A 21,272-nucleotide genomic window follows, 5' to 3' on the forward strand; every position below is an offset into this window, starting at 1 on the left:
TCTCATGAATCACGCAAAACCGCTCTTGGGAATCCTCAAAACGCTCCCAGAACTAAAAATCTGCCAAAGTAGTGCTAGGCCGTAAACTCATAAATGCTGGATGACCGAGGTGTGGTGTTTGTGGACCGGCAGCTTCCGGCGAAGAAGGTCGGATAGCTGCCTTTCCTCTGGGGGACGACAGAACTCCAGACATCGAGAAGAGGCAGCTATGCAATCAGCTTGTAGAAGACGATGCGGGATCCGCCGCTAATCCAAATCGTCTTGCCGTCGGCCGAGAAGCCCATCGCACATTCGCTCGTCCAGGGCTTTGGAAGCTCTTGAAGAACTGCGCCGTTCGTCATCGATATAAGCGCAACTGTGCCGGTTGGCATTGAGATGAGTGCAAATCGATTATTCGGGCTTACCGATGGTACGTCACTCCGAGCGAATGTATTTGCCGTCCCGGTAAGGGTCCACAATAGTCTACCGCTGGGAAGCTCATGGAGTTCGGCGATTGCGCCGCTCTGTGGGGTTGGTGCAGGACATCGCGGATTGAGTTCGCATATGACCCCGGTTGCGCTCAGATTTCTCATGACGAGTACAGTTTTGCCGCCAGGTGAGAGTGCGTAAGGCGTCCACCGTGGCTTTACGCCGATCGAAACGAGGCGAGGCAATTGGCCCTGATTCCACAGCAGCCACTGGTTTGGCGCAATGGTGATCAAAGCATAGGCGTTTCCTCGGACGTCCAATCCGGAAGCAACGCCATTTATCCTGGACTTGACAGCTAGGCCGGGCACATCTGCGATCGCAACCGACTGGATCACTTTGCCCGCACGCACGTCAACAAAGGCGATCGTCGGCTTGAGATCAGGATGGTCTGGTCGGTAATAGGCCCCTTTCGTTCCGAATGCTGCAATCGCCAACCCGGTATGGCCGATCCAATATATCTCGTCGAGGGGCCCGGCCGAGCTAGACAACTCAGCAAGTTTCTCGTTGGTGCCGTTGATGTGGAAGCGGAAAGGCCTGAGTGATCCAAGGGCGAAGCCGCTTGGCTTTGCCGTTTCCTGTCGGACGCCGAGGACTGATCGGGAGTCATTCGACCACGCGAATGGAACATTCCCCATGAACGGCAAGACCGCTGTAATGCGTCCGTCGAATTGCTGACTTCCCGCCGCAGTGCCCGTTCGAGTGATAGATAACCCTTGGATGCTGTCGAAGACGAAGACACTGTTGTGATCGGGCGACGGCTGAGGGGGAGAAACTGGAAAATTGCTTGCAGGAATCTTCAGGCAAAAAATCTTTGCCAGAGCCAATGGACCGGACTTCAACGGCATCAAAGCTGGGACCGGATCGTAGTGCCCATCCCCACAACCGGAGGTGGCCACCTTTCCCGCCCTTGCTTCGCTGATCGACAACATTGCTAGCAGCAGCACCAGCGCCAAACCTGCGGGAAAATGCATGATCCGATCCTATCGAAGCTCACGGACGATATCGCGATCCCCGATCTTAGGGGCGTGCACTTTATCTTCCTCGTTGGGTCTAACTTCGCCTTACTAACGAATGAATAAGCCTGGCAGTAGATCAGGTACCTTACCAAGGATATCCCAGCGAGGATGCCGATCACCATGGCGCGCGGAACTATGCCAGTAATGGCAATATGGGGGCAGTTTTCCGACTGGCCGGCTTTCATATTGCGGCAAAATCTGATTCAGGCTCCGCATGAGCCGATATGACCTGACCGACTTCGAATGGCGCGTGATCGAGCCGCTGTTGCCCAACAAGCCGCGAGGAGTGCCGCGCGTCGATGACCGGCGGGTGCTCAACGGCATCTTCTGGATGCTGAGACCCGGTGCGCCGTGGCGCGATCTGCCAGAGCGATACGGCCCACGCACCACCTGCTACAACCGCTTTGTCCGATGGCGGAAAGCAGGTGTGTGGGACCGCCTCATGGCCGACATTACCAAAGCCCATGACGGCGAGGTACAGATGATCGATACCTCCATTGTTCGCGTCCATCAGCAGGGCGCGACGGCAAAAAGGGGGGTCGAGATTATTGTCTCGGTCGTTCTCGAGGCGGGCTAACAACCAAAATCCATGCTCTTGTCGACGCCCAAGGGAGGCCGATCAAGCTAACGCTGACGGCAGGCCAGAAGAGCGACATCGCCTCCGCAGTCGACTTGATCAGGGATTTGCCCGAGGGCGCCATGCTGCTCGCCGACAAGGGCTATGATGCGAACGCCTTGCGCGCGGCCATCACCGAGCGAAAGGCTTGGGCCAACATCCCGCCCAAGTCCAACCGCAAGGACCCGATCTGCTTCAGTCCCTTCCTCTATAAGGCGCGGAACCTCGTAGAGCGCTTCTTCAATAAAGCCAAGCAGTTCCGGCGAATCGCGACACGCTACGACAAGCTGGCAGAAAACTACCTTGCTGCCCTCAAACTCGTCTCAACTCGCATCTGGCTACGCAGTAATGAGTCTACGTCCTAAGCGGCGGACGTGGACGGTAGCTGAGATCGACGAATTTGGACAAAGTCGAGCCCTTTAAGGAGGTTCTGAGCAGCGCATCGGATCGCCAGCGAAATCAAGCAGCCGCTGCGGTCGAGACCAATACTGCCGCCGAGCCCCTCTCCTGGCACCTCAGATTGAAGTGACCCTCGGCACGCAGTCTCGCCCGAGTTCAGGATACGCGACTCGTTGTTCCAGGTCTGGGGGAAATGGGTCACGCAAATTGATGTGCATCAAGGCATTCGGCCCGAAACCGCGATAGCCAAGCTAAAACCCTCTGGCATTTGTGCCACCGTGGAAGGAGCCTTGGTGATGCAACTCCTGGCATCTGTGTTCTTGCCAACCTATCCGGATCCGCCTGGGCCGAAAGTTGTGTCGAATGCCGTCGCAGCGGCGAGGTGGCTGAGCGCCGCGCTTGATGTTGCGGTTGTCAATGTGGACATTCCCGACGTCTCGAACGCCTTGTCCCGCCTCCTGCTCGATCTCCCCACCAAGATTCGGGAGGTGGAGGCGGCCAGCCGACAGAGAGGCAAGACCTTGCTGGATGCAGTCGCGGCCGAAGCGTCGCGATGCAGTGTCACCTTGACTAGCCAAGAGTTGCAAGCCCAGCCGGCGCTGATGGGAGAGGCGGCCGCCAAGGAGGGCCGTTACTTTGACTTGTGCATGATAGGTTGGGCACCGAACAACGAAGCCTCCCAGATGATTGCTGAAGAGGTCGTGTTCAGCTCTGGCAGGCCGACTTTGATCCTTCCGGGCGACGAAGATGTCGGCCCCCTCGACCATGTAGTGATCGCTTGGGACGGCAGCCGAGTTGCCGCGCGGGCCGTGGCGGATGCCAAGCCGTTCCTGGAACGGGCATCGGCGATATCGATCATCACCGTGACGGACGAAAAGGTCCTGCCGCGCGAGGATGTGGCCGATCGTCTGGCGCATGTTCTACGGGCACGGGGCCTCACGGCCAAAGTCGAGTCGTTCATGCCGGCGACAATCCGATCGGCGCGGCACTTCAGGAGCACGCCCTTAAGATCGGCGGCAATTTGCTGGTTATGGGCGGATGGGGCCACTCTCGCCTCCGGGACTTTGTGCTCGGCGGAGCCACAGAAGGCATTCTGTCGGATCTGCGCTTGCCGGTCCTGATGTCGCACTAGGCCTACGATCTTGGATCGCGTTCAGCATCCCGTCTTGCGCTTCCATGGCGCGACGCGTTGCGTAACCGGATCCTGCTACGAGATCGAAACCGCGCACTGGCGGATCTTGATCGATTGCGGTTTGTTTCAGGGCTCGAAATCCGAGCGGGAACTGAACTACGGTGCATTCCCATTTCCACCGGATGCGATCGATGCCGTCATCCTTACCCACGCGCATATCGATCACAGCGGTCTCCTGCCCAAGCTGGTCAGGCAAGGCTTCCGGAGACCGATCTACGCAACGGCCGCAACAATCGATCTTTGCTCCGTCATGTTGCCGGACGCCGCGCATATCCAGGAAACGGAAGTGGATCATCTCAATCACCGCAATGCTCAGCGCGGCAGGCCGCCAGTTGAACCGATCTACCGCCAGGTAGATGCGGCTGCATGCATGCCTCTGTTTCGCAATGCGGCATATGGCGATTGGACGACCGTAGCCAACGGCCTACGGGTCCGCTTCTGGAATGCAGGCCATCTGCTCGGTTCCTCGTCGGTTGAGCTGGAGATCGATAGAGGTGGGCAGCCGCCGATGCGCTTTGTGTTCTCGGGGGACATAGGTCCGGGGCACAAACTGCTGCAAACCGATCCGCAGGGTCCTGCCGGGGTCGACTATCTCATCTGCGAAGCGACCTATGGCAACCGGGACCGCCCCGACGTTTCGCCTGAACAGCGACGCTCGATGCTCGGCGACGTCGTGCGCGGCGCGGCACGGGCGAACGGCCCCCTGATCATTCCCTCCTTCGCAGTGGAGCGGACGCAGGAATTGCTAGTTGATCTTTATCTGCTGATGAAGGCGGAAGAGGTTCCGAGTGCTCCGGTGTTCGTCGACTCGCCGTTGGCAACGCGCGCAAGCGCCATATTCGAGAGACATGCCAGTGAAATCGAGAACGGCGACGCGCTGCGTAAGGCTCTGACTTCAGCCGAACTGCGGTTCACCGATACCGTGGAGCAGAGCAAGGCGATCAATCGCCTGACAGGCTTCTTCGTGGTGATAGCCGCCAGCGGCATGTGCGATGCGGGGCGCATACGCCATCATCTCAAGGCCAACCTTTGGCGCAGGAACGCCACCGTCATGATGGCCGGATATCAGGTCCAGGGTTCCCTCGGGAGAATTCTTCTGGATGGCGCCCGGCGTGTGCGCATCCAGGGCGAGGAAATCGAAGTCAGGGCGACCATCACCCTGTTCGATCTATACTCCGGTCATGCGGATGCTGCAGAGCTCGTGGCCTGGATATTGGCTCGCGGCCCCATTGGGCAATCGGTGTTTCTCACTCATGGTGAGGAAGAAGGTCTTGCAGGGCTTGGAGAGCGTCTCAAGGGATCGTTTCCTGAAAGCAAAATCATCAAGCCGCAGCTTGATGACGCGTTCCGATTGGCCCCAGGCGGTTGCTTCCCAGTCGATGTCAACGCGACGCGCAGGCTGAAGCCTGAAAGTGTTGGCCGTCTCGACTGGCACAACGATCTCTCCAGGCTCTTGCTGGACGTAAGTGAGGCGGTGAACTCGGCAGCGGACGAACGAGGTCGAGCCAAAATCATCAGGCAAATGCAGCGAGCACTTGCTGCCCCGGGCGATTAGATGCAGCAGTTGATGCCCCTTAGTTTCGAGAAAACGCAAAGTCCGGCCGGCGCTTCGGCAATTGGAGAAAGCCCGCGCGGCCTCAGTGAAACCGAGGCGCAGGCCAGACTTGTCGCCGAGGGCCCGAACGAGTTGCCCAGGTCCAATCGACGCACACCGTCGAGAATAGCCTTTGAGGTCATTCGGGAGCCGATGCTGGCGCTTCTGCTCGGCGGAGGCATGGTCTATCTGCTTCTGCCTTGTGGGACAGTTTTGCGTAAGTCGTCGACCACCACGTGGTCTAGCCGAGGCGGCGCGTTAGCCGCTGCGGAGTTAAGCGTCGCATGCTCCCAATCAAAGGTTAAGCCCGCCTGTACGGCGCAAAGCGGACGTCGCTAGGCGTCGATTGCCCTTCCGCCAGTTGACCGCGGATGATCTAAAGGAGGCTGGCGGGCTGTTGTCTCACGCCTTTGAGATCGTCGAGCAAAGAAGAGCCTGCATGTGCTCTGGCAGGTCCAGTTCGCCGCGCGCCTCGATCTCCAGAAGATATCGGGCCTTCGCTAGGCGATCGCCCGCGCTGGCCGCGGGACATGCACAGATAGCCAGCAGCGCCCTCTCCTCCTCCCGACTGGCTCGGTCGTAGCTTCTGCTGCTGGCACCCATCTCATGGACAGCCTTGCCGAACGCCGCGTATGCCGTCATGTGAGCTTCGATCAGCGCCCGTATTTTGCTGGGCGGCGGCTCTGCGGTGCATGCTGTTTCCGCCACTGTCGACGCGAAGGCGATGGCGCTGGAATGGACGAGCAAGACGCGGCGATTGATCTTGGTCGTGGTGATCTCTCTTCCTTTCATGCCAAGGCATCCCCGGGTGTTGAGTACATTACCGGGGAGTGTAACACGACGGCTCGCGCCGTTATGTCAGCATGATATGATTCCCCCTCCCCAAACCTAAAGGTTCTGCGAGCCGTCACGGATGACCGATCAGTCTTAAGGATCGAAAGCACTCTTCGGCCTGCAGACAGCGCACGAAAACGGACCAGAACCCTTTCAGGAATGGCGCCGCCGCGCGCGCAGCAATTGGCGATAGCCGCGCTCGACCATCCTCAGGCCGTCGCGCACGAGGCGATGCGTCTGGTAGCGAAAAGCCGAGTCATGCCAGTCGGCGGCGCTGACCAGCCGCCGGCCGAACAAGGCGGTCGCGACTTCGAAGTGGGATGCCTTCTGGTCGCGGCCATCCAGGCATCTCAGCATATGGCCTAGGCGGCGGCGCTGAGCCGCCGTCAAGCGGGTGTCGGGAAGGTATTGCCTGTGGATCGAGCGGATGAATCGCTCAATCGCCTGGAGCCGGTCGTGCGCCATGTCGTCGAGCGGAATTATGGCGGCCAGCGGTACACCTGGCTGCGCATCGCCGAGAAGCGCCACTTGCGTACCGCCAGAACGCATGTGAAGGCCGACCTCGTCATGCAGGCCCGCAGCAAGTGGAAGGTGGGAGGTTCCCTGCCGCGGGCGCAGACCGGGCGGAACCTCGACAAGATTGATGACCCCAGGGTCGATTTGAGGCGCCCAATAGACAGGCTGCTCGACAGCGGACTGGTCAGGCCGGGCTGCGAAACTGCAAACCCCAGCGCTTGCGTAACACGTGCACCGCCTTGGCTGAGCGGGAGGCTGCGAAGTCCTGCTGATACTGCGGATTGCGTCGCAGGAACTCCCAGGCAATCACATCGGCGGCTGCGCCTTTGACGAACGCATATGCCTGTGGGTCACGCCACTGCGATGTATCCGGCTTCATGCGCATCCTTCCCTTCTCAAGGATTTGATAGGGGGATGCGGAGTCGAGCGAAATCCTTGGATTCCGTCATTGACGAATGGACGAGGAGTGATCCCAGCGCCTAGCGATCAGGCCGGGAGGTTAGCGATGCCTACTGGCTTGTGCCTTGCAGTGTCTTGAATGTGTCCGTCCAGGCGCGATAGGCGTCGTCATCGCCCTGGCTCCACGCATCGAAGGCGCGCCAGGCCGCGAAAGACGAGGCGGGCTGTTCGAACAGCGAGCCGATCGACTGGTCGCCAGCGGGCCAGCCGGCCGGCGGGTCGCATATCGCGTCCTGCGTGAGACGCCGCAGATCGGCCAACGCAGAGCGGATGTGCGGCAGCGGAAATTCACCAAGGTCACTATTATCGTGTGCTTCCCGAACGATGACCGCAAGCTTGGCGATCACACCCGCCAGCGATTGGGCAGGTGTGGCCGCGATCTCAGCCAACAGGGCGTCGGCCCTGTCAGCATCATCCTGCTCCGCCGTCCGCAAATCGAGATAGCCGACGTCAGCGTCAGCCCCCTCCCCGCGCTCGAATGCTCCGTCGACGGACAAGAGCGCGCCGCGGTCCAAGAGCCGCTCCTCCGTCTGCTGTTGTCTGATACAGGAGGCGAGCATCGCAACGTGCGCATCAACCCAGGCAAGGGACCGGACAAGTGCGGGATCGGCTAGCTGCTGATCATCGGTGACCGGAGTCGTGAAAGCCTGCGGATCGTCCTTGGTCAACGAAGATTGCGGCTCCCGTCCAGACGTGACGGAAGACAAAGTCGTGGTATTGTCGGAATCAGCCATGATCCGAGCTCCACACAGCTTGGCTTTGGTCAGGTCGGGCAAGGTGTTGCTGCACCCTGCTCGGCCGCTTCACCGCAGCATAGCCGACCTTGGGTCATCCCCGGCCGGATGCGTCGGTAACAGTGGCGATTTAGATGAACGCGGACAAAAAATCAAGCCCTATGGCATCAAATGATACTTTTGGTATAGATGAACTTACAAGCGGGCAAATTCGAGCCGCACGCGCTTTGCTTCAATGGGATCAGAAAGCGCTTGCGGAACGATCGAAAGTATCCCTCGCTACAATCAAACGATTAGAGCCTCTGCCGGGTCCGCTAAGAGCAAACAGAGTCACTATTGACGCGTTGCGACGCGCATTTGAATCCGCAGGTATACAGTTTATCCCGGAGAATGGTGGCGGCGCGGGCGTCCGCCTCGCCAGCCGTTCCGATCAATCATAAGCGAGCTTCCGTCACCATCAGAAGATGCCTCGCCCGGTACCGGGCGAGGCGTCTGCGACCTTATTCGCCGTTGCGGCGGTTGGGGCGGGACCAGATGAGGCTGTGGCCCTCGCCTTCCTCGTCGGCGAAGAGGTTGGCGTAGATCGGAGCGGTGAAGCTCGGATCGTCGAGCTTGAGCCCGAGATAGTCGCGGCCCTCGTTGGAGCGCTTGGACCAGGCGGCGCCGATCTCGGCCTTGCCGACCACCACGCGGTGGCTTGGAGCGTTCTCGCCGCTGGCCCGGGTGTCGGGGACGATGCGCACGCCCTTGGCCTGGACGCTGAGGGTGACGATCTCGCCGGTGAATTCGTTCGCATTGGTCTTCTTGAAAGTGCCGATGGTAGCCATTTTCAGTCTCCGTTTTCTTCGTTTCCGAGCCCGCACCATGCGACCTCGATGGCGATCGTGAGGCCGAAGGCGACCGCCGCCGCATCGCTTGCGACCGCAGCAGAGCGGAGGATGGCGCAGGCGCGTGTTTCTTGGTTGCGAGAGGAATGGGCTTGGCCCAGGGGAAGAAACCCGCGACGCGCCATTGCGGCAAAGGCGATCGAGGCGTCAGCTGTCCTTCGGCCAGATCAGCCCGTTCGAGAGATCGTTGGTGCGCTCCGCGAAATGAGGACGGAGCCCATGGCAGCATCGGTGGCTCAGAGCCAACGCGGATTGGTTCGCCAGGATGTCAGCCTACAATGGCTTGCCGATGCATCAAAGCCTTTGCTCATCCGGTGCCTGCGCACACGGCGACACACCACGAGTATCTTAATATGGCCGCAAGCGGACAGGAGCTACCGGCGTCCAAATCAAGACAGGGATATTTGACAAATTCGATCTGATGGCAGACGCACGCTCCAGGGGCACACCAGCCAAGCGTCATTTAGCTGATTTGGCTTCGGACCGCCGCCAGTGCCGGCCTGCCTTCACCGGCATCCTAATCTTACTGCAGCAGCGCCGCCGTCCTGTCGAGCGCGCTTCCGAAGCCTTTCAGCGACAAAGCAAGGTTCGTTTCCTTGCCGCCGTCGGCGACCACCTTGACCTTCAGGCTGGTTCCGTTGCGCAGAGCCGCCAAGGTGTCTCCCTCGAAGCTCAGGTCGACCAGGCAACCGCCGGGCAGGCAGGTGCGGAAGCGGAGCGCCGGAAGCACCACGCCGTCGTCGATCTGCAGCGTCGCGCCCTGGTCTAGCGCCAGGCCGAATGGCAGCACCAGCGTTCCTTGGACCACCTCGCCATTGGGGCGCAATTCCATGGCCAGCAGCCGCTGGCGCGACTGCGCGTCGGCCTGCTCCTGCGAGAGTGCGCAGGCTTTGCCGGTAGCCCCATTCTGTGTCGTGACGTTGCAGGACACCGTCCAGTCGCCATGCCCCTCCCTCAGGGAGGTCGCACCGCCCGGCAGGCCGGCGTCCTGGGCAAACGCCGAGATGGCAAAGCCCATGACCAGCAGCGCGGTGGCTACCAATAGGAGGCTGCTGCCCCAATGCTTCCGATTCATGTTCTTGTCCGTTTCATTCAAGCCTCCATCCGGAAGTGAGCATTGCTCCCGGATGGTCCGATATCTCTGCCTTGCAGTGAGGCTCGCATCTACCAGCGCACGCTGAAGCCGAGCTTGGCGCCGATGGAATTGCTGTCGCCGAACTTCTGCAGACTGGTCTTGGCGATCGCCTCGCCGAAGACCGCGTATTTCCCGTCGCCAAAGTCCAGCGAGCCGCCAAGGCCGACACCCCCCCACAGCGTCTGGTTCTGGCTGATCAGCCGCACGCCGGAGACATCGACATCGGTTCCGTCGAGGAAATCGTAGTAGAGGTTGGCGATGCCATAGATGTGTGTGCGGCTGACCTGCCCGGCGCTGTCGGCCCACTGGTCCTCATAGTCGGCGGAGACACCGAGGCGGCCGATCAGGCTGTCGTCGCTGCCATGCGATACGACCGCGCCGAACTTGTCGGTGAAGGTGTCGAAGCGAACCGACGAGTAGGCGAGTTGCGCCTGTGGGGTCAACGACCACTTGCCGGTGAGTGCAACCTTCTGTCCGGTCTCGACGCTCAGCGCATAGCCGAAGCCGTTGTTGCCGTCGGCAAGCGTGGTGCCCAGCGTGGCGGAGCGGATGTCGCTGTCATACCAGGTCGCCTGCGCCTGCGTGTCGACATAGAAGCCGCTGTCGCCAAACCAGGTCAGCGAGCCGCCGACGCCGTAGCCGGTGGCCTTGATCGAGCCGACGCCGAAGGTCGACGAGACATCGGATGAGGCGGTGCCGTAATTGACCACGATCCCGCCGATCAGGACGCCGGCCTCGCTCTCGTGAAGCTGGCCGTCGACACCTGCCTGAAACTTCCAGGTCGTCACGTCATAGTCGGTGCCGGAGGTCGACGTCTTCGGGTCGAGCTTCGTATGCGCTGCCTCGATGCGGGCCCAGATGGCCTTGCCGTCGACCGGCCCCTGTCCCGGCACGTCGGCCCCTTCGGGCGTCGCGCCCTCGCCCCAGGTTCTGTTGCCGATGCGCTGCTGCAGTGTGCCGAGCTCGTTCAGGCTCTGCAGCACGCCGGCATAGGCCTCGTAGATCGGCACGGCCGGCGAATAGAGCGGCTGCGGCGATCCGTTGATCAGCGCCGAGCGCAAATACCAGTCGCCGTCCGCAGGCGTGCTGACGCCATTCTGGTAGAGCCGGTAGGCATAGGCGCCGCCGACCACGGCCTGGTCGCCCTGGAAGACATAGTCGCCGGCAAGCGAGAAGGTGCCGGCCGAGGTGCCGCCGACATCGATGATCTTGATGCCTTCGACCGTCTGCGCGCCGCCGCCGCCGAGATTGGCCACTTTAAGCGTCGTGGTGCCGGCGGTGTCGCCGGTGACGACCAGCCGGTCGGTGGCGGAGGCATCGCCGCCGAGCACGGTCTCGATCTCCAGCGTGCCGCCATTGCCGGTATAGTCGCCGGCGATGGTGAGCGTGCCGGGCACGCCCGGATTGCCGGCGGCGATGATGGCGCCTGTCGCGTTGGTGGTGTCGCAGACCGTGCCCGTGCCTTCGAGCCGCCCGCCGGCAAGCACGTTGACCGTGCCGCACAGGCTGCCAGAGACATTGAGCGTGCCGCCGCCGATCGCGGTGGTGCCGGTGAAGCCGGACGAGTCTGCCGTCAGCGCCAGCGTGCCGGCGCCGCTCTTGGTCAAGGCGCCGGCACCGGACAGCACCCCGTTCAGCGTCAGCGTCGTGCCGGCGTCGGTCGAGAGCGTGCCCTGGCCGAGAACGTCGACGGCGCGGCCGCTGGCGAAGCTGGCGGTGGTGTCGAGCGTGCCGCCGTTGAAGGAGAGCCCGCCCGCCGCATCGCCGAGATTGGCATCGGCCGCGACCCGCAGCGTGCCGCCATTGATGGCGGTACCGGTGTAGCTGTTGGTGCCGGTCAGCACCAGCGTGCCGGCATCCGTCTTGACGATCTGGGTGTCGCCGCTGAGCGCCGAGGCGATCGTTGCCGTATAGCCGGCGCCGGCGCTGGTGCCGTCGCCGACCCGGATGGTCGACTGTGGCCCGACGAGCCCGATATCGCCGCCCTGGATGATATAACCATTGGTGGCGAACTGCATGCCGGCGGCCGTCACCTGGTCGAGGCTGTTGTCCACCGTCACCGTGCCTGCGGTGCCGGCGAAGATGGCGAAGGCGCCGTCGGAATAGGCCGCGTTGACGACGCCTGTCTGTTCGGTCCAGTTGTCGTTGCCCGACGAACCCTGCCAGGTGCCGTTGCCGCCATTGACGGTGCCGTCGAACTTCGGACCGGCGTCACCATCCCAATAGTTCAGGTCGAGCCCAGCCGTGTTGACGAGGTTGACCTGATGGTCGACCGAGGTCTGGACGAAGGTGTTCGACGACGGGATGGAGCCGATCGCAAGCCCGTTGTTGGTCAGCGTGCCGCTGTAATCGAAGACGCGGTAGATGCCGGGACCGAAGCTGCCGCCCGGCGAGACAGTGACATTGAGCGTGCCGTCGAGAACGAGATTGCCGCCGACCGTGGTGAGGTCGTTGAGCGTGCCGCCGGCGACATTGGCCTGGCCGAAGGAATAGTTCAGGATCGAGCCGCCGGAGAGCGTCAGGTCGCCGGCGATCGCCAGCGTGCCCGGCGTGCCGTCCGCGGATCCCGGCGACAGCGTCGCGCCATCGGCAACGCTGACATTGCCGCCGATCGTGCCCTTGCCGCCAAGCGTGGCGCCGATCTGCACCGAGGTCAGCCCGGTTGCCGCACTCTGGTCGCCGTCGACATAGAGCCCGCCCGCCGCGACCGTGGTCGGCCCGGCATAGCTGTTGGCGCCGGTCAGCTTCAGTGCCGTGTTGCCGGTCTTGGTGAAGCCGCCGGCGCCGCCGATCAGGCCCGACAGCGTGAGGTCGGCATCGGTCTGGAAGGTGCCGCCGCCGGCATCGAGCGTGACGCCACGCGCCGAGCTGAAGGCAGCGGTGTTTTGCAGCGTGGCGCCATTGTCGAACGACAGCGCGCCCGCCGCATCGCCGAGATTGGTATCGGCAGAGACCTGCAGCGTGCCGCCCCCGATGGCGGTGCCGCCGCTATAAGTATTGCTGCCGCCAAGCACCAGCGTGCCGAGATCGGTCTTGACCAGCTGCGACGTCCCTTCAAGGGTGGCGGCGATGGTCGCGACATACCCTGCACCCGGCACGGTCCCGTCACCGACCCTGATGGTCGCCTGCGGCCCGAGCAGCTCGATGGACTGCCCTTGGATCAGGTAGCCGTCGGTGGCGAACTGCATGCCCGCGGCCTGCACCTGGCCGTTGGTGTTGTCGACATCGACCGTCCCGGCAGTGCCGGCGAAGATCGCGAAGCTGCCGTTCGAGAACGCGGCGTTGATGTCGCCGTCCGGACCGGTCCAGTTGTCGTCGCCGGCCGCCCGCCAGGTGCCGTTGCCGCCATTGACGGCGTCATTGCTCTTGGGGCCGGCATCGCCGTCCCAGAAGTTGAGCGTCATGGCGCTGATGTCGACGAGGTTGACCTGGCCGGCTATCGAGGTCTGGACGATGTGAGTGGGCGAGTTGCTGTCCAGCCCGTTGTCGGTCCGCGTTCCGTCATAGCTGATCACGCGATAGATGCCCGGTCCGAAATTGCCGCCGGGGGCTTCGGTGACATTGATGGTACCGTCGAGCGTGAGATCGCCATGCACGACAGTCAGGTCGTTGTAGGCGCCGCCGACCACACCGGCCTGGCCGAAGCTGTAGTCGAGGTTGGAGCCAGCGGCCAGTTGAAGACTGCCGTTGATGGTGAGCGTGCCGGGCGCGGCGCCGAGGTCGCCGGGGGCCAGTCGGCCCGCCACGTCGACGAACACATCGCCGCCGATGATGCCGGTGCCGCCGAGTGTGCCGCTGTTGACATTGGTCGGCCCGGTCGCGGCGCTCTGATCGCCATTGATGTAGAGCCCGCCGCCACCGGCGATCAGCGTGCCGCCGGAGTAGCTGTTGTCGGCCGTCAGCACGGTGTTGCCGGTTCCGTCCTGGCTGACGCCGCCGCTGCCGGAGATGGTGCCGTCGAAGGTATAGAGGTTGGAGCGGTTGAAGCTGAGCAGGCCATTGTCGAGCACGTCGCCGGTGATCGAGCCCGTCGCGCCGCCATTGCCAAGCTGCAAGGTGCCGGCCGAAATCGTGGTGCCGCCGCCATAGGTGCTGTCGGCGGTGAGCACCAGCGTGCCGGCGCCGTCCTTGGTCAGCGCGCCTGCCCCGCCGACCGCGCCGGTCAGCGTCAGTACCGTCGAATTGTCGGTGTCGAAGGTGCCGCCGCCGGCATTGAGCGTCGCGTTCCGCCCTGCGGTGAATGTGCCGGTCGTGTGCAGGGTGCCGTTGTCGAAGGTGAGCGCCCCGGCCGCATCGCCGAGATTGGCATCGGCCGAGACCTCGACCGTGCCGCCATTGATGACCGTGCCGCCCTGATAGCTGTTGGCGCCGGTCAAGACCAGCGTGCCGGCATCCGTCTTGGTCAGCGTGCCTGCCCCTGAAACGATGCCGTTCAGCGCCAGGCTGGTCGCGCTGTCGGTGTCGAAAGTGCCGCCGCCGGCGTTGAGCGTCACGGCGCGGGCGGAAGTGATATCGGCCGTGGTGTGCAGCCTGCCGCCATCGAGCGAAAGGCCGCCGGAAGCATCGCCGAGATTGCCGTCGGACGCGACCTGCACCGTGCCGCCGTTGATCGCCGTGCCGCCCGTGTAGCTGTTGGCGCCCGACAGCACCAGCGTGCCGAGATCGGTCTTCACCAACTGGGTGGCGCCCGTCAGGTTGGAGGCGATCGTCGCGACATAGGCAGCGCCCGCCAACGTGCCGTCACCGACGCGGATGATCGACTGCGGGCCGACCAGCGCGATATCAGCTCCCTGGACCAGGTAGCCGTTGGTGGCGAACTGCATGCCGGCGGCCTGGACCGGGCCGTTGGTGCCGTCGACGGTCACCGTGCCGGCGGCGCCCTGGAAAATGGCGAAGCTGGCATTGGCGAAGGGCGCGGCGAAGACGCCGGTCGAATCCGTCCAGTTCTGGTCGCCGGCGGCGCGCCACGTGCCATTGCCGCCATCGACCGCGCTGTTGGAATGCGGGCCGGCGTTGCCGTCCCAGAAGCTGAGCGCCAGGCCCGCCGAATTGACCAGATTGACCTGCTTGGCCACCGAGGTCTGCACGAAATAGTTCGGGTCGCTGACGTCGAGGGTATTGTCGGTCAGCGTACCGCCATAGTTCATGACGCGGTAGACGCCCGGCCCGAAGCTACCGCCCGCGCTCTGCGTGATGTTCAGCGTGCCGTCGAGCGTCAGGTTGCCGCCGACATCGATGAGGTCGTTGAACGCACCGCCCGGCACGCCCGCCTGGCCGAAATTGACGTTGAGCGCCGAGGTGTTGTTGAGGTTGAGCCCGCCATTGATGGTGAGCACTCCCGGCGCATTGCCCGCATCGCCGGGGCTCAGCGCGCCACCGTTCGCGACCGTGACGTTCCCTCCGATGATACCCGTGCCGCCGAGCGTCGCGCCGACGCCAACGGAGGTCTGTCCGGTAGCGCCGGCTTGGTCGCCATCGATTAGCAAAGTGCCGTGAAGCACCCTGGTGAGCCCGGCATATGTGTTGGTCCCGGTGAGCGTCGTCGTGCCCGTGCCCGACTTGATTAACTGTCCCGTGCCAGAGATCGTGCCAGCAAATGTGTAGTCGTCGTCCAGCGTGAAGGTGAGAGTGGCGTTGTCAAGGATGCTGGGGGTATCGAGCGTTGCGCCAGGCGTGCCTTGGCCGACCTGCAGCACGCCGGCCTCGATCGTAACGCCGGCACTATAGCTGTGGCTGCCGGTCAGGATTAATGTGCCCGCATTCTGCTTGTCGAGGCTCTCGAAACCGGCGATGCCGCTGCCATCGAGAGTCCGCAGCAGAGAGTTCGAGACCCGCAACGTATCGCCACTGCCGGTCTCCCCACCGGTGCCGCCGTTGATACCCGCGCCGCTGAGCGTGGCCGTGTCGTAGTTGAGAACGAAGGTGTCGTTGCCGGCGCCGAGATTGAGAACCCCGGCGCCTGTGTTCAGCGCGCCGGTAAGATTGACGGTATCGCTGCCGCCGCCGAGGTCGCCATTGGCCCGCAGCGTGCCGGCCGCACCAACGGTGATCGTGCTGGCGCCCGCGCCGCCGGTGATCGTCGAGGTGCCGCCGGCGGTCGCGCCGACCGTCCCGTTGACGGTGAGCGCCGAGGTGCCGGCCATGGCGATTGTCGGCGTCGTCAGGGCGCCATTCACCTGCAGCGTGCCCTTGGAGATCTTCGTCGTGCCGACGCTGTTGGTCGCGGTGAGCACGGTCGTTCCCTCGCCCATCTGCTCGATGGTGCCGGGGCCGCTGATCACGCCCGCGAAATTGAACGTGTCGCTGCGGTTGAAGCCGAGGACGCCGGTATCGAAGGCGAGGATCACCTCGCCCGTGCCGACATTGCCGGCGGTGCCGCCATTGCCGATGATCAGCTTGCCGTCATTGATGACGGTGTTGCCGGTATAGGTGTTGTTGCCGGTCAGGATCCAGGTGCCGGCATCGTTCTTGGCCAGCGTCGTCTTGTTGGCGGCCTGGTCCGAGATGACGACGCCCATGATGTTGTCGCCGGTATAGGTGCCGCCCAGCGCCAGTGTGCGCGCGCCAGGAGTGTAGAAGCCCATGGAGCCCGGTCCGGTGAAGTTGACGGCGCCAGTGCCGGAGGATTCGATATAGGTTGTGCCGGTGCCGAGCCGGAACAGGCGGTCGGTGCTGTCGCCGGTGCCGACATAACGCAGATGCCCCTCGTCGAGGATCAGCAGATTGGTGTAGACCGAGCTCGAGGCGCCGATGCTGCTGTCGGAGCCGCCATCGGCAAGCTTCGTCACCTCCAGCACGCCCGCGTTGATCTGGGTGACGCCGGTATAGCTGCTATTGGCGTTGGTCAGGCGCCAGGTGCCGGCTTCCTCCTTGAGGAGGGAAACGCCGTTCGAAGCCGCATCGTCGATCTCGGCGGCCATGATATTGGTGTCGGTGTTCGTACCGCCGAGGCGGAAGTTGCGGTTACCGGCGCCGGAATAATCGTAGGTGACGGCGGCCGTGTTGGTGAACTCCAGCGCGCCGGTGCCATAGTTGCGGATGTAGCTGTTCGTCCCTCGCAGCGTGAAACGCCGATCCGTGGTGTCGCCGTCGCCGACATAGCTGAGAACTGCATCGGACGGCCCCCCTATGACGAGATTCGCCGCGTCGCTGCTGGAAGCGCCGATGGAGCTGTTCAGCCCGCCATCCGCAAGGCAGGTGGCGGTGATCCGGCCGCCGCCGATCGTAGTGCCGCCCGTATAGCTGCTGTCGCAGGCACTCAGGCCCTGGTTGATGCCGCCATTCTTGACGAGGCCACCGGTGCCGCTGATCGTGCCGCCATAGGTGGCGTTGCCGCTGGCCCAATTGAGCGTCAGCGTTGCGCTACCCATTTCGACATCGCCGCCGGTGGCACCGCCGCCGCTGAGATATCCGATTGTGTTGTCGAAGTCGTTGAGCCTGACGGTTACGCCGGCAACGTCAGTCACCGTGATGGGTCCGCTGCCGAAGGCATCGGTCGACCCAGCGGACAGGATGCCCGCATCGATATAGGTCCCGCCCGTGTAGGAGTTGGTGCCGGACAATATCAGCGTGCCGTCGCCTCGCTTGCGCAGCGCGCCGCCGCCGACGACATCGCCCTCGAATTCCAGCACGGTGGAAGCCTTGAAAACGTCGATATAGCCCCAACTGTTTGAAAGCGTGATTCCCCGGTCGATCGCCACGTCGTCGCCGGTGTATTGCAGCACGCCGGAATTGAGGATCGCCAGGTTTGCCGAATCGGCGCTGGAGGCGCCGATGTCGCTGGCGATGCCGCCATCGGCCAGGCAGCCGACGCTCAGCGCGCCGCCATCGATGGTGGTGGCACCGGTATAGTCGTTGTTGCAGCCCGAGACCGTCATCGTGCCGACGCCGCTGCGCGTGAAGCCCCCGGTGCCGCTGATGGTGCCCGTAAAAATTCCGGTTCCGTTGGTGGAGGTGAGCGTGTTGGCGCCGAGATTGACCTGGCCGCCGCCGGTCAACACGCCGGTGGTGATATCGAAGCCACCGAGATCGAGCGTCGCGCCTGCCAGCACATCCATGAAATTGGCGCCGGGGTTGAAGGCGTCTGTGGAGCCGGCGCGCAGGGTGCCCTCCGAAACCCGGGTGCCGCCCGTATAGGTGTTGGTGCCGGAGAGAACCAGCGTGCCGGTTCCGGTCTTGGTGAAGCCGCCGGCGCCGGCGGCCGTGCCGCTCAGGGTCAGCGTGGTGCCGCCGACGACACCGATCCTGCCGCCGCCGGTGCCGACGGTGAAGCCGCGGTCGCTGGCGGCGGTCGCGCCGTCGTAGCGGAACGTCGCGCCGTTCGCGATGACGAGATTGGCCGATTCGCTGCCGGAGGCGCCGATAGTGCTGTTGGCGCCGCCGTCGCCGAGGCTGGTGACGACCAGCGTGCCGGCGCTGACGGTGGTGACGCCGGCATAGCTGCTGTTGGCATTGGTCAGGATCAGCGTTCCGGCGCCTTCCTTGGTGAGACCCGCCCCGTCGGGGCTGACGATCTCGCCGCCGACCGTAAGCTCCGTCGCGGCCTGCGAAACGTCGACGATGCTGCCGGTGACGGCGCCCGAGCGCATCAGCGTCAGGCCGCGGTCGGTGCTTGCCGTACCGCCGGTGTAACGGAGCCTGGCCGCTTCGAGGACGAGATTTTCCGAGCCCGCTCCGGAGGCGCCGATGCTGCTGGCGGAGCCGCCATCGGCGAGCGTGCCGACCTCCAGCGTGCCGCGCGTCACCCAGGTGGCGCCGGTATAGGTGTTGGCGTCGTTGCCGAGCACCACCTTGCCGGTGCCGGCGCCCGTCCCGGTGCCGGCCATGGTGAACCCGGTCGCCGCGCCATTGTCGACGATGGTGGAATTGATGGTGAAGGTGCCGGCGCTGCTCTGCTGGACGCCGAGCACCCCGCCGGCGCTGCCCCGCACCGAGCCGCCATTGATGGTCTGACTGGTGCCGAGAACACTGGAGCCTATGATGATGGCGCCGTCGACGCCGAGCGTCTGGTTGAGCCCGACGGTAACGATGGAATTTGCGGCCGCCGCGTAGCGCAGGCCGCCGAGCTGGACGATATTGTCGCCGCCGGCATCGCTGGCTGTTCCGTAGAACGGCGAGTTGGCGAGGCCGTCCGTGTCGGCGACGATGTCGCCGTCGAGCCAGCTCGCCGCGTCGTCCTTGAGATCGTAGTCCGTGAAGGCGACGATCTGGTTGCTGCCGTTCACGGTGGCATAGTCGGAGCCGTTGACCGTGGCCCAGCCGCCGAGCACCGTGCCCGAATCGACCGTCATGACCGCGCCCGTGCCGATGCCGAAATCGACGAGGCCGGCGGTGCGGTTGACGGCGCCGAAGTTGACGGTGGCGTCGGTGGCGTCGATCTTGTTGCTGCCGCCGGTGATGTTGAGGCCATCGAAGGTCTGGCTGTTGCCTTCTCCCGAGACGCCCGTCACAACCAAGGTGCCGCCACCCATGTTGAGCGTGGAGGAGGACGAAATGATATCGCTTGTCGGGCCGCCGGCCCCGGCGAAGCTGAGCTCCAGCGTGCCGCCGGATATGGTCGTATTGCCCGTATAGGTGTTGGCGCCCTTCAGCACCTGCGTGCCCGCGCCGGTCTTGGTGAAGTCGCCGGCGCCGACGATCGTTCCAGAATAGGTGGCGGTGGTGCCGTTGGCGACGTTGAGCGTCAGGCTGCCGCTGTCGATATCGACCTGGCCGCCCGCGCCCTCAAGCTTGGTGAAGCCGTAGTCGAAGCCGCCAAGGTCCAGCATGCCGCCATCGACCGTGGCACCACTCAGCTGGTTGAAGGCCGTGGCGCCGCCGGCCACCAGCGTGCCAGCGGTGACGGTCGTGGTGCCCGTATAGCTGTTGTTGCCGGAGAGCACCCAGGTGCCGGCGCCGTTCATGGCGATGCTGCCGGAGCCGGTGATATTGCTCGAGATCGTGTTCACGCCCCCGTAGGAGCCGCCGAGATTGAGCACGTCCAAGCTAGCCGCAGCGTCGAACTGCACCGCGCCGGTGAGGGTCAGTCCGCCCGAGCCGTTGTTCGAAAATGAGGCATTGTTGGAGAACAGCCAGGTGCGGTCGGTGCCGGCAGCGCCGCCCGTATAGCTGAGCGTGCCGCCGTTGATCTGAATCTGGCTGTTCGCGTTGCCTGTGCCGAAGGAGCTGTTGCTGCCAATGTTCGCCAGGGTGGAGGCGACGACCGTGACGGTCGTGACGCCGGTAAAGCCGTTATAGGAGTTGGCGTCGCCCAGCGTGATTGTGCGCCCTGCTCCGCCGCTGAAGCCGACACTCGACGTGTCGGCGACGTCCGCGCTGATGGTGCCGGTGAGCGCAAGATCGCCGCTGGTGGCCGTGAAGCTGGTGGCCGAGCCGGCGACGATGATCGACCCGGTGAGCGCCAGCGTGCCCGTGCCGTCATTGCGAAGTACGGCGGCTGTGTTGTTGGAGGAAAACCGGAACGTACGGTCGGAGGTATCGCCGTCGCCAGTGTAGTGCACATTGTCGGTATATTGGGCGTTGCCAGTGATGATGATGTCGCCGCCGCTGCCGAGCGAACTGGCCTCCCCGGTGTTGCGGACCGACGTGAAATAGCGGTGCGCCTGGCCGCCGGTGCCGGAAAACTGCGTGTCGCCCACATAGGTGTTGTTGTCGTTGCTCAGGGTGACGCCGTCGTTGACGAAGAGCTTTCCCGCGCCCGTGATAAGCGCCGAGCCGGCCTGGCCGCCTATCGTGGCGGTGCCGGCAAGAATGACATTCCAACTGGCGTCGAGGGCCGTGTTGCTGGAAAAGCCGCCGCTGTTGAGCGTGATGGTGTTGGTGGCCGCGCCGAGCGAGCCGTTGCCCTGGACGGTGAGCCAGCCGCCGCCTGCAACGACGATGCCGCCCGAGAAGGTGTTGGCGGTGTTGTAGAGATAAAGGTCGCCCGAGCCGGCGAGCGTCAGCCCCGCCGTGCCGGCGACGACCGAGTTTATGGTAACGGCGTGATTGTCATTGATGACGGTGATCGTCGGCGTCGCGCCCATGAGCGTCAGCGTGCTGCCATTGAACACCCAGCCGCTGCTCTGGAAGGTCATGTCGTGGACGCTGACCGGCGCGCCCAGCGTAATCGTGCCGGCGGTGCTGCCGAAATAGGCGTCATCGCCGGCGCCGTTGTTCCACGGCTGGTTGTAGGGGCCGCTGACGCCATCATTATTGGCGCTCCAGTTGAGATTGGTTGTATTCCACGTGCCAGAACCGCCCCAGCCGGAGCCGCTTCCATTGGCGTCCCAGTAGCGGGTCCCCGCATCGGCCGGGCCGGCAGCGAGCGCGGCGGCAAGCGCCAGCGGCAGGGCGAGTACCGCGACAGGGTGCGCCAGCACAGAGACCAGTTCGGCGGCGTTGGGCGCGAAGCTGGCGGCCTGCCCCTTCCATTTGGTCATGC

Annotated in this window: 12 protein-coding genes and 1 pseudogene; 5 read left to right on the forward strand and 8 right to left on the reverse strand. The window is 63.8% G+C overall.

Annotation, left to right across the window (positions count from 1 at the left end):
- Positions 1-206: 206 nt before the first annotated feature.
- The gene (locus LB543_RS22085) at positions 207-1,439 is read right to left on the reverse strand and encodes a hypothetical protein (RefSeq protein WP_224597445.1); all 1,233 of its coding nucleotides are present in this window, start codon (positions 1,437-1,439) and stop codon (positions 207-209) included.
- A 259-nt stretch (positions 1,440-1,698) separates the two neighbouring features.
- On the opposite strand from LB543_RS22085, the pseudogene LB543_RS22090 reads away from it, so the two are divergent.
- The 4 genes and pseudogenes from LB543_RS22090 (at position 1,699) to LB543_RS34180 (ending at position 5,624) form a co-directional block, all read left to right on the forward strand.
- A pseudogene (locus LB543_RS22090) lies at positions 1,699-2,465 on the forward strand (IS5 family transposase).
- Positions 2,466-2,672: 207 nt separating this feature from the next.
- Positions 2,673-3,620, forward strand: coding sequence for a universal stress protein (locus tag LB543_RS22095; protein WP_224615544.1), 948 nt, complete (start codon positions 2,673-2,675; stop codon positions 3,618-3,620).
- A 21-nt stretch (positions 3,621-3,641) separates the two neighbouring features.
- Entirely contained in the window at positions 3,642-5,246 is a 1,605-nt protein-coding gene (locus tag LB543_RS22100; protein ID WP_224597450.1) for an MBL fold metallo-hydrolase, read from the forward strand.
- Between the two features lie 12 nt (positions 5,247-5,258).
- Positions 5,259-5,624, forward strand: a complete 366-nt coding sequence (locus LB543_RS34180; RefSeq protein WP_411908777.1) for a cation-transporting P-type ATPase — start codon at positions 5,259-5,261, stop codon at positions 5,622-5,624.
- A gap of 63 nt (positions 5,625-5,687) precedes the next feature.
- On the opposite strand, the gene LB543_RS22110 is transcribed toward LB543_RS34180, so the two are convergent.
- From LB543_RS22110 to LB543_RS22125, 4 genes are all read right to left on the reverse strand, one after another.
- The gene (locus LB543_RS22110; RefSeq protein ID WP_224597452.1) at positions 5,688-6,077 is read right to left on the reverse strand and encodes a hypothetical protein; all 390 of its coding nucleotides are present in this window, start codon (positions 6,075-6,077) and stop codon (positions 5,688-5,690) included.
- A gap of 195 nt (positions 6,078-6,272) precedes the next feature.
- On the reverse strand, positions 6,273-6,668 hold the full coding sequence (locus LB543_RS22115) for a DUF2285 domain-containing protein (protein WP_224597455.1): 396 nt from the start codon (positions 6,666-6,668) through the stop codon (positions 6,273-6,275).
- A 151-nt stretch (positions 6,669-6,819) separates the two neighbouring features.
- On the reverse strand, positions 6,820-7,014 hold the full coding sequence (locus tag LB543_RS22120) for a transcriptional regulator domain-containing protein (RefSeq protein WP_224597458.1): 195 nt from the start codon (positions 7,012-7,014) through the stop codon (positions 6,820-6,822).
- Between the two features lie 130 nt (positions 7,015-7,144).
- Positions 7,145-7,828 (reverse strand): hypothetical protein, encoded by a 684-nt coding sequence (locus LB543_RS22125; protein WP_224597461.1) that lies wholly within the window; start codon positions 7,826-7,828, stop codon positions 7,145-7,147.
- A gap of 134 nt (positions 7,829-7,962) precedes the next feature.
- On the opposite strand from LB543_RS22125, the gene LB543_RS22130 reads away from it, so the two are divergent.
- Positions 7,963-8,268, forward strand: a complete 306-nt coding sequence (locus LB543_RS22130; RefSeq protein ID WP_318012997.1) for a helix-turn-helix transcriptional regulator — start codon at positions 7,963-7,965, stop codon at positions 8,266-8,268.
- A gap of 60 nt (positions 8,269-8,328) precedes the next feature.
- Here LB543_RS22130 and LB543_RS22135 read toward each other — a convergent pair whose 3' ends face one another.
- The 3 genes from LB543_RS22135 to LB543_RS22145 form a co-directional block, all read right to left on the reverse strand.
- A complete protein-coding gene (locus LB543_RS22135; protein WP_113190782.1) occupies positions 8,329-8,655 on the reverse strand; it encodes a DUF736 domain-containing protein in 327 nt (108 codons plus the stop codon).
- 583 nt (positions 8,656-9,238) lie between these two features.
- A complete protein-coding gene (locus LB543_RS22140) occupies positions 9,239-9,790 on the reverse strand; it encodes an invasion associated locus B family protein (protein ID WP_224597464.1) in 552 nt (183 codons plus the stop codon).
- Between the two features lie 89 nt (positions 9,791-9,879).
- Positions 9,880-21,270 (reverse strand): autotransporter-associated beta strand repeat-containing protein, encoded by an 11,391-nt coding sequence (locus LB543_RS22145; RefSeq protein WP_224615545.1) that lies wholly within the window; start codon positions 21,268-21,270, stop codon positions 9,880-9,882.
- Positions 21,271-21,272: the final 2 nt, after the last annotated feature.

The sequence above is a fragment of the Mesorhizobium sp. ESP7-2 genome (assembly GCF_020164715.1).
GTDB lineage: Bacteria > Pseudomonadota > Alphaproteobacteria > Rhizobiales > Rhizobiaceae > Mesorhizobium.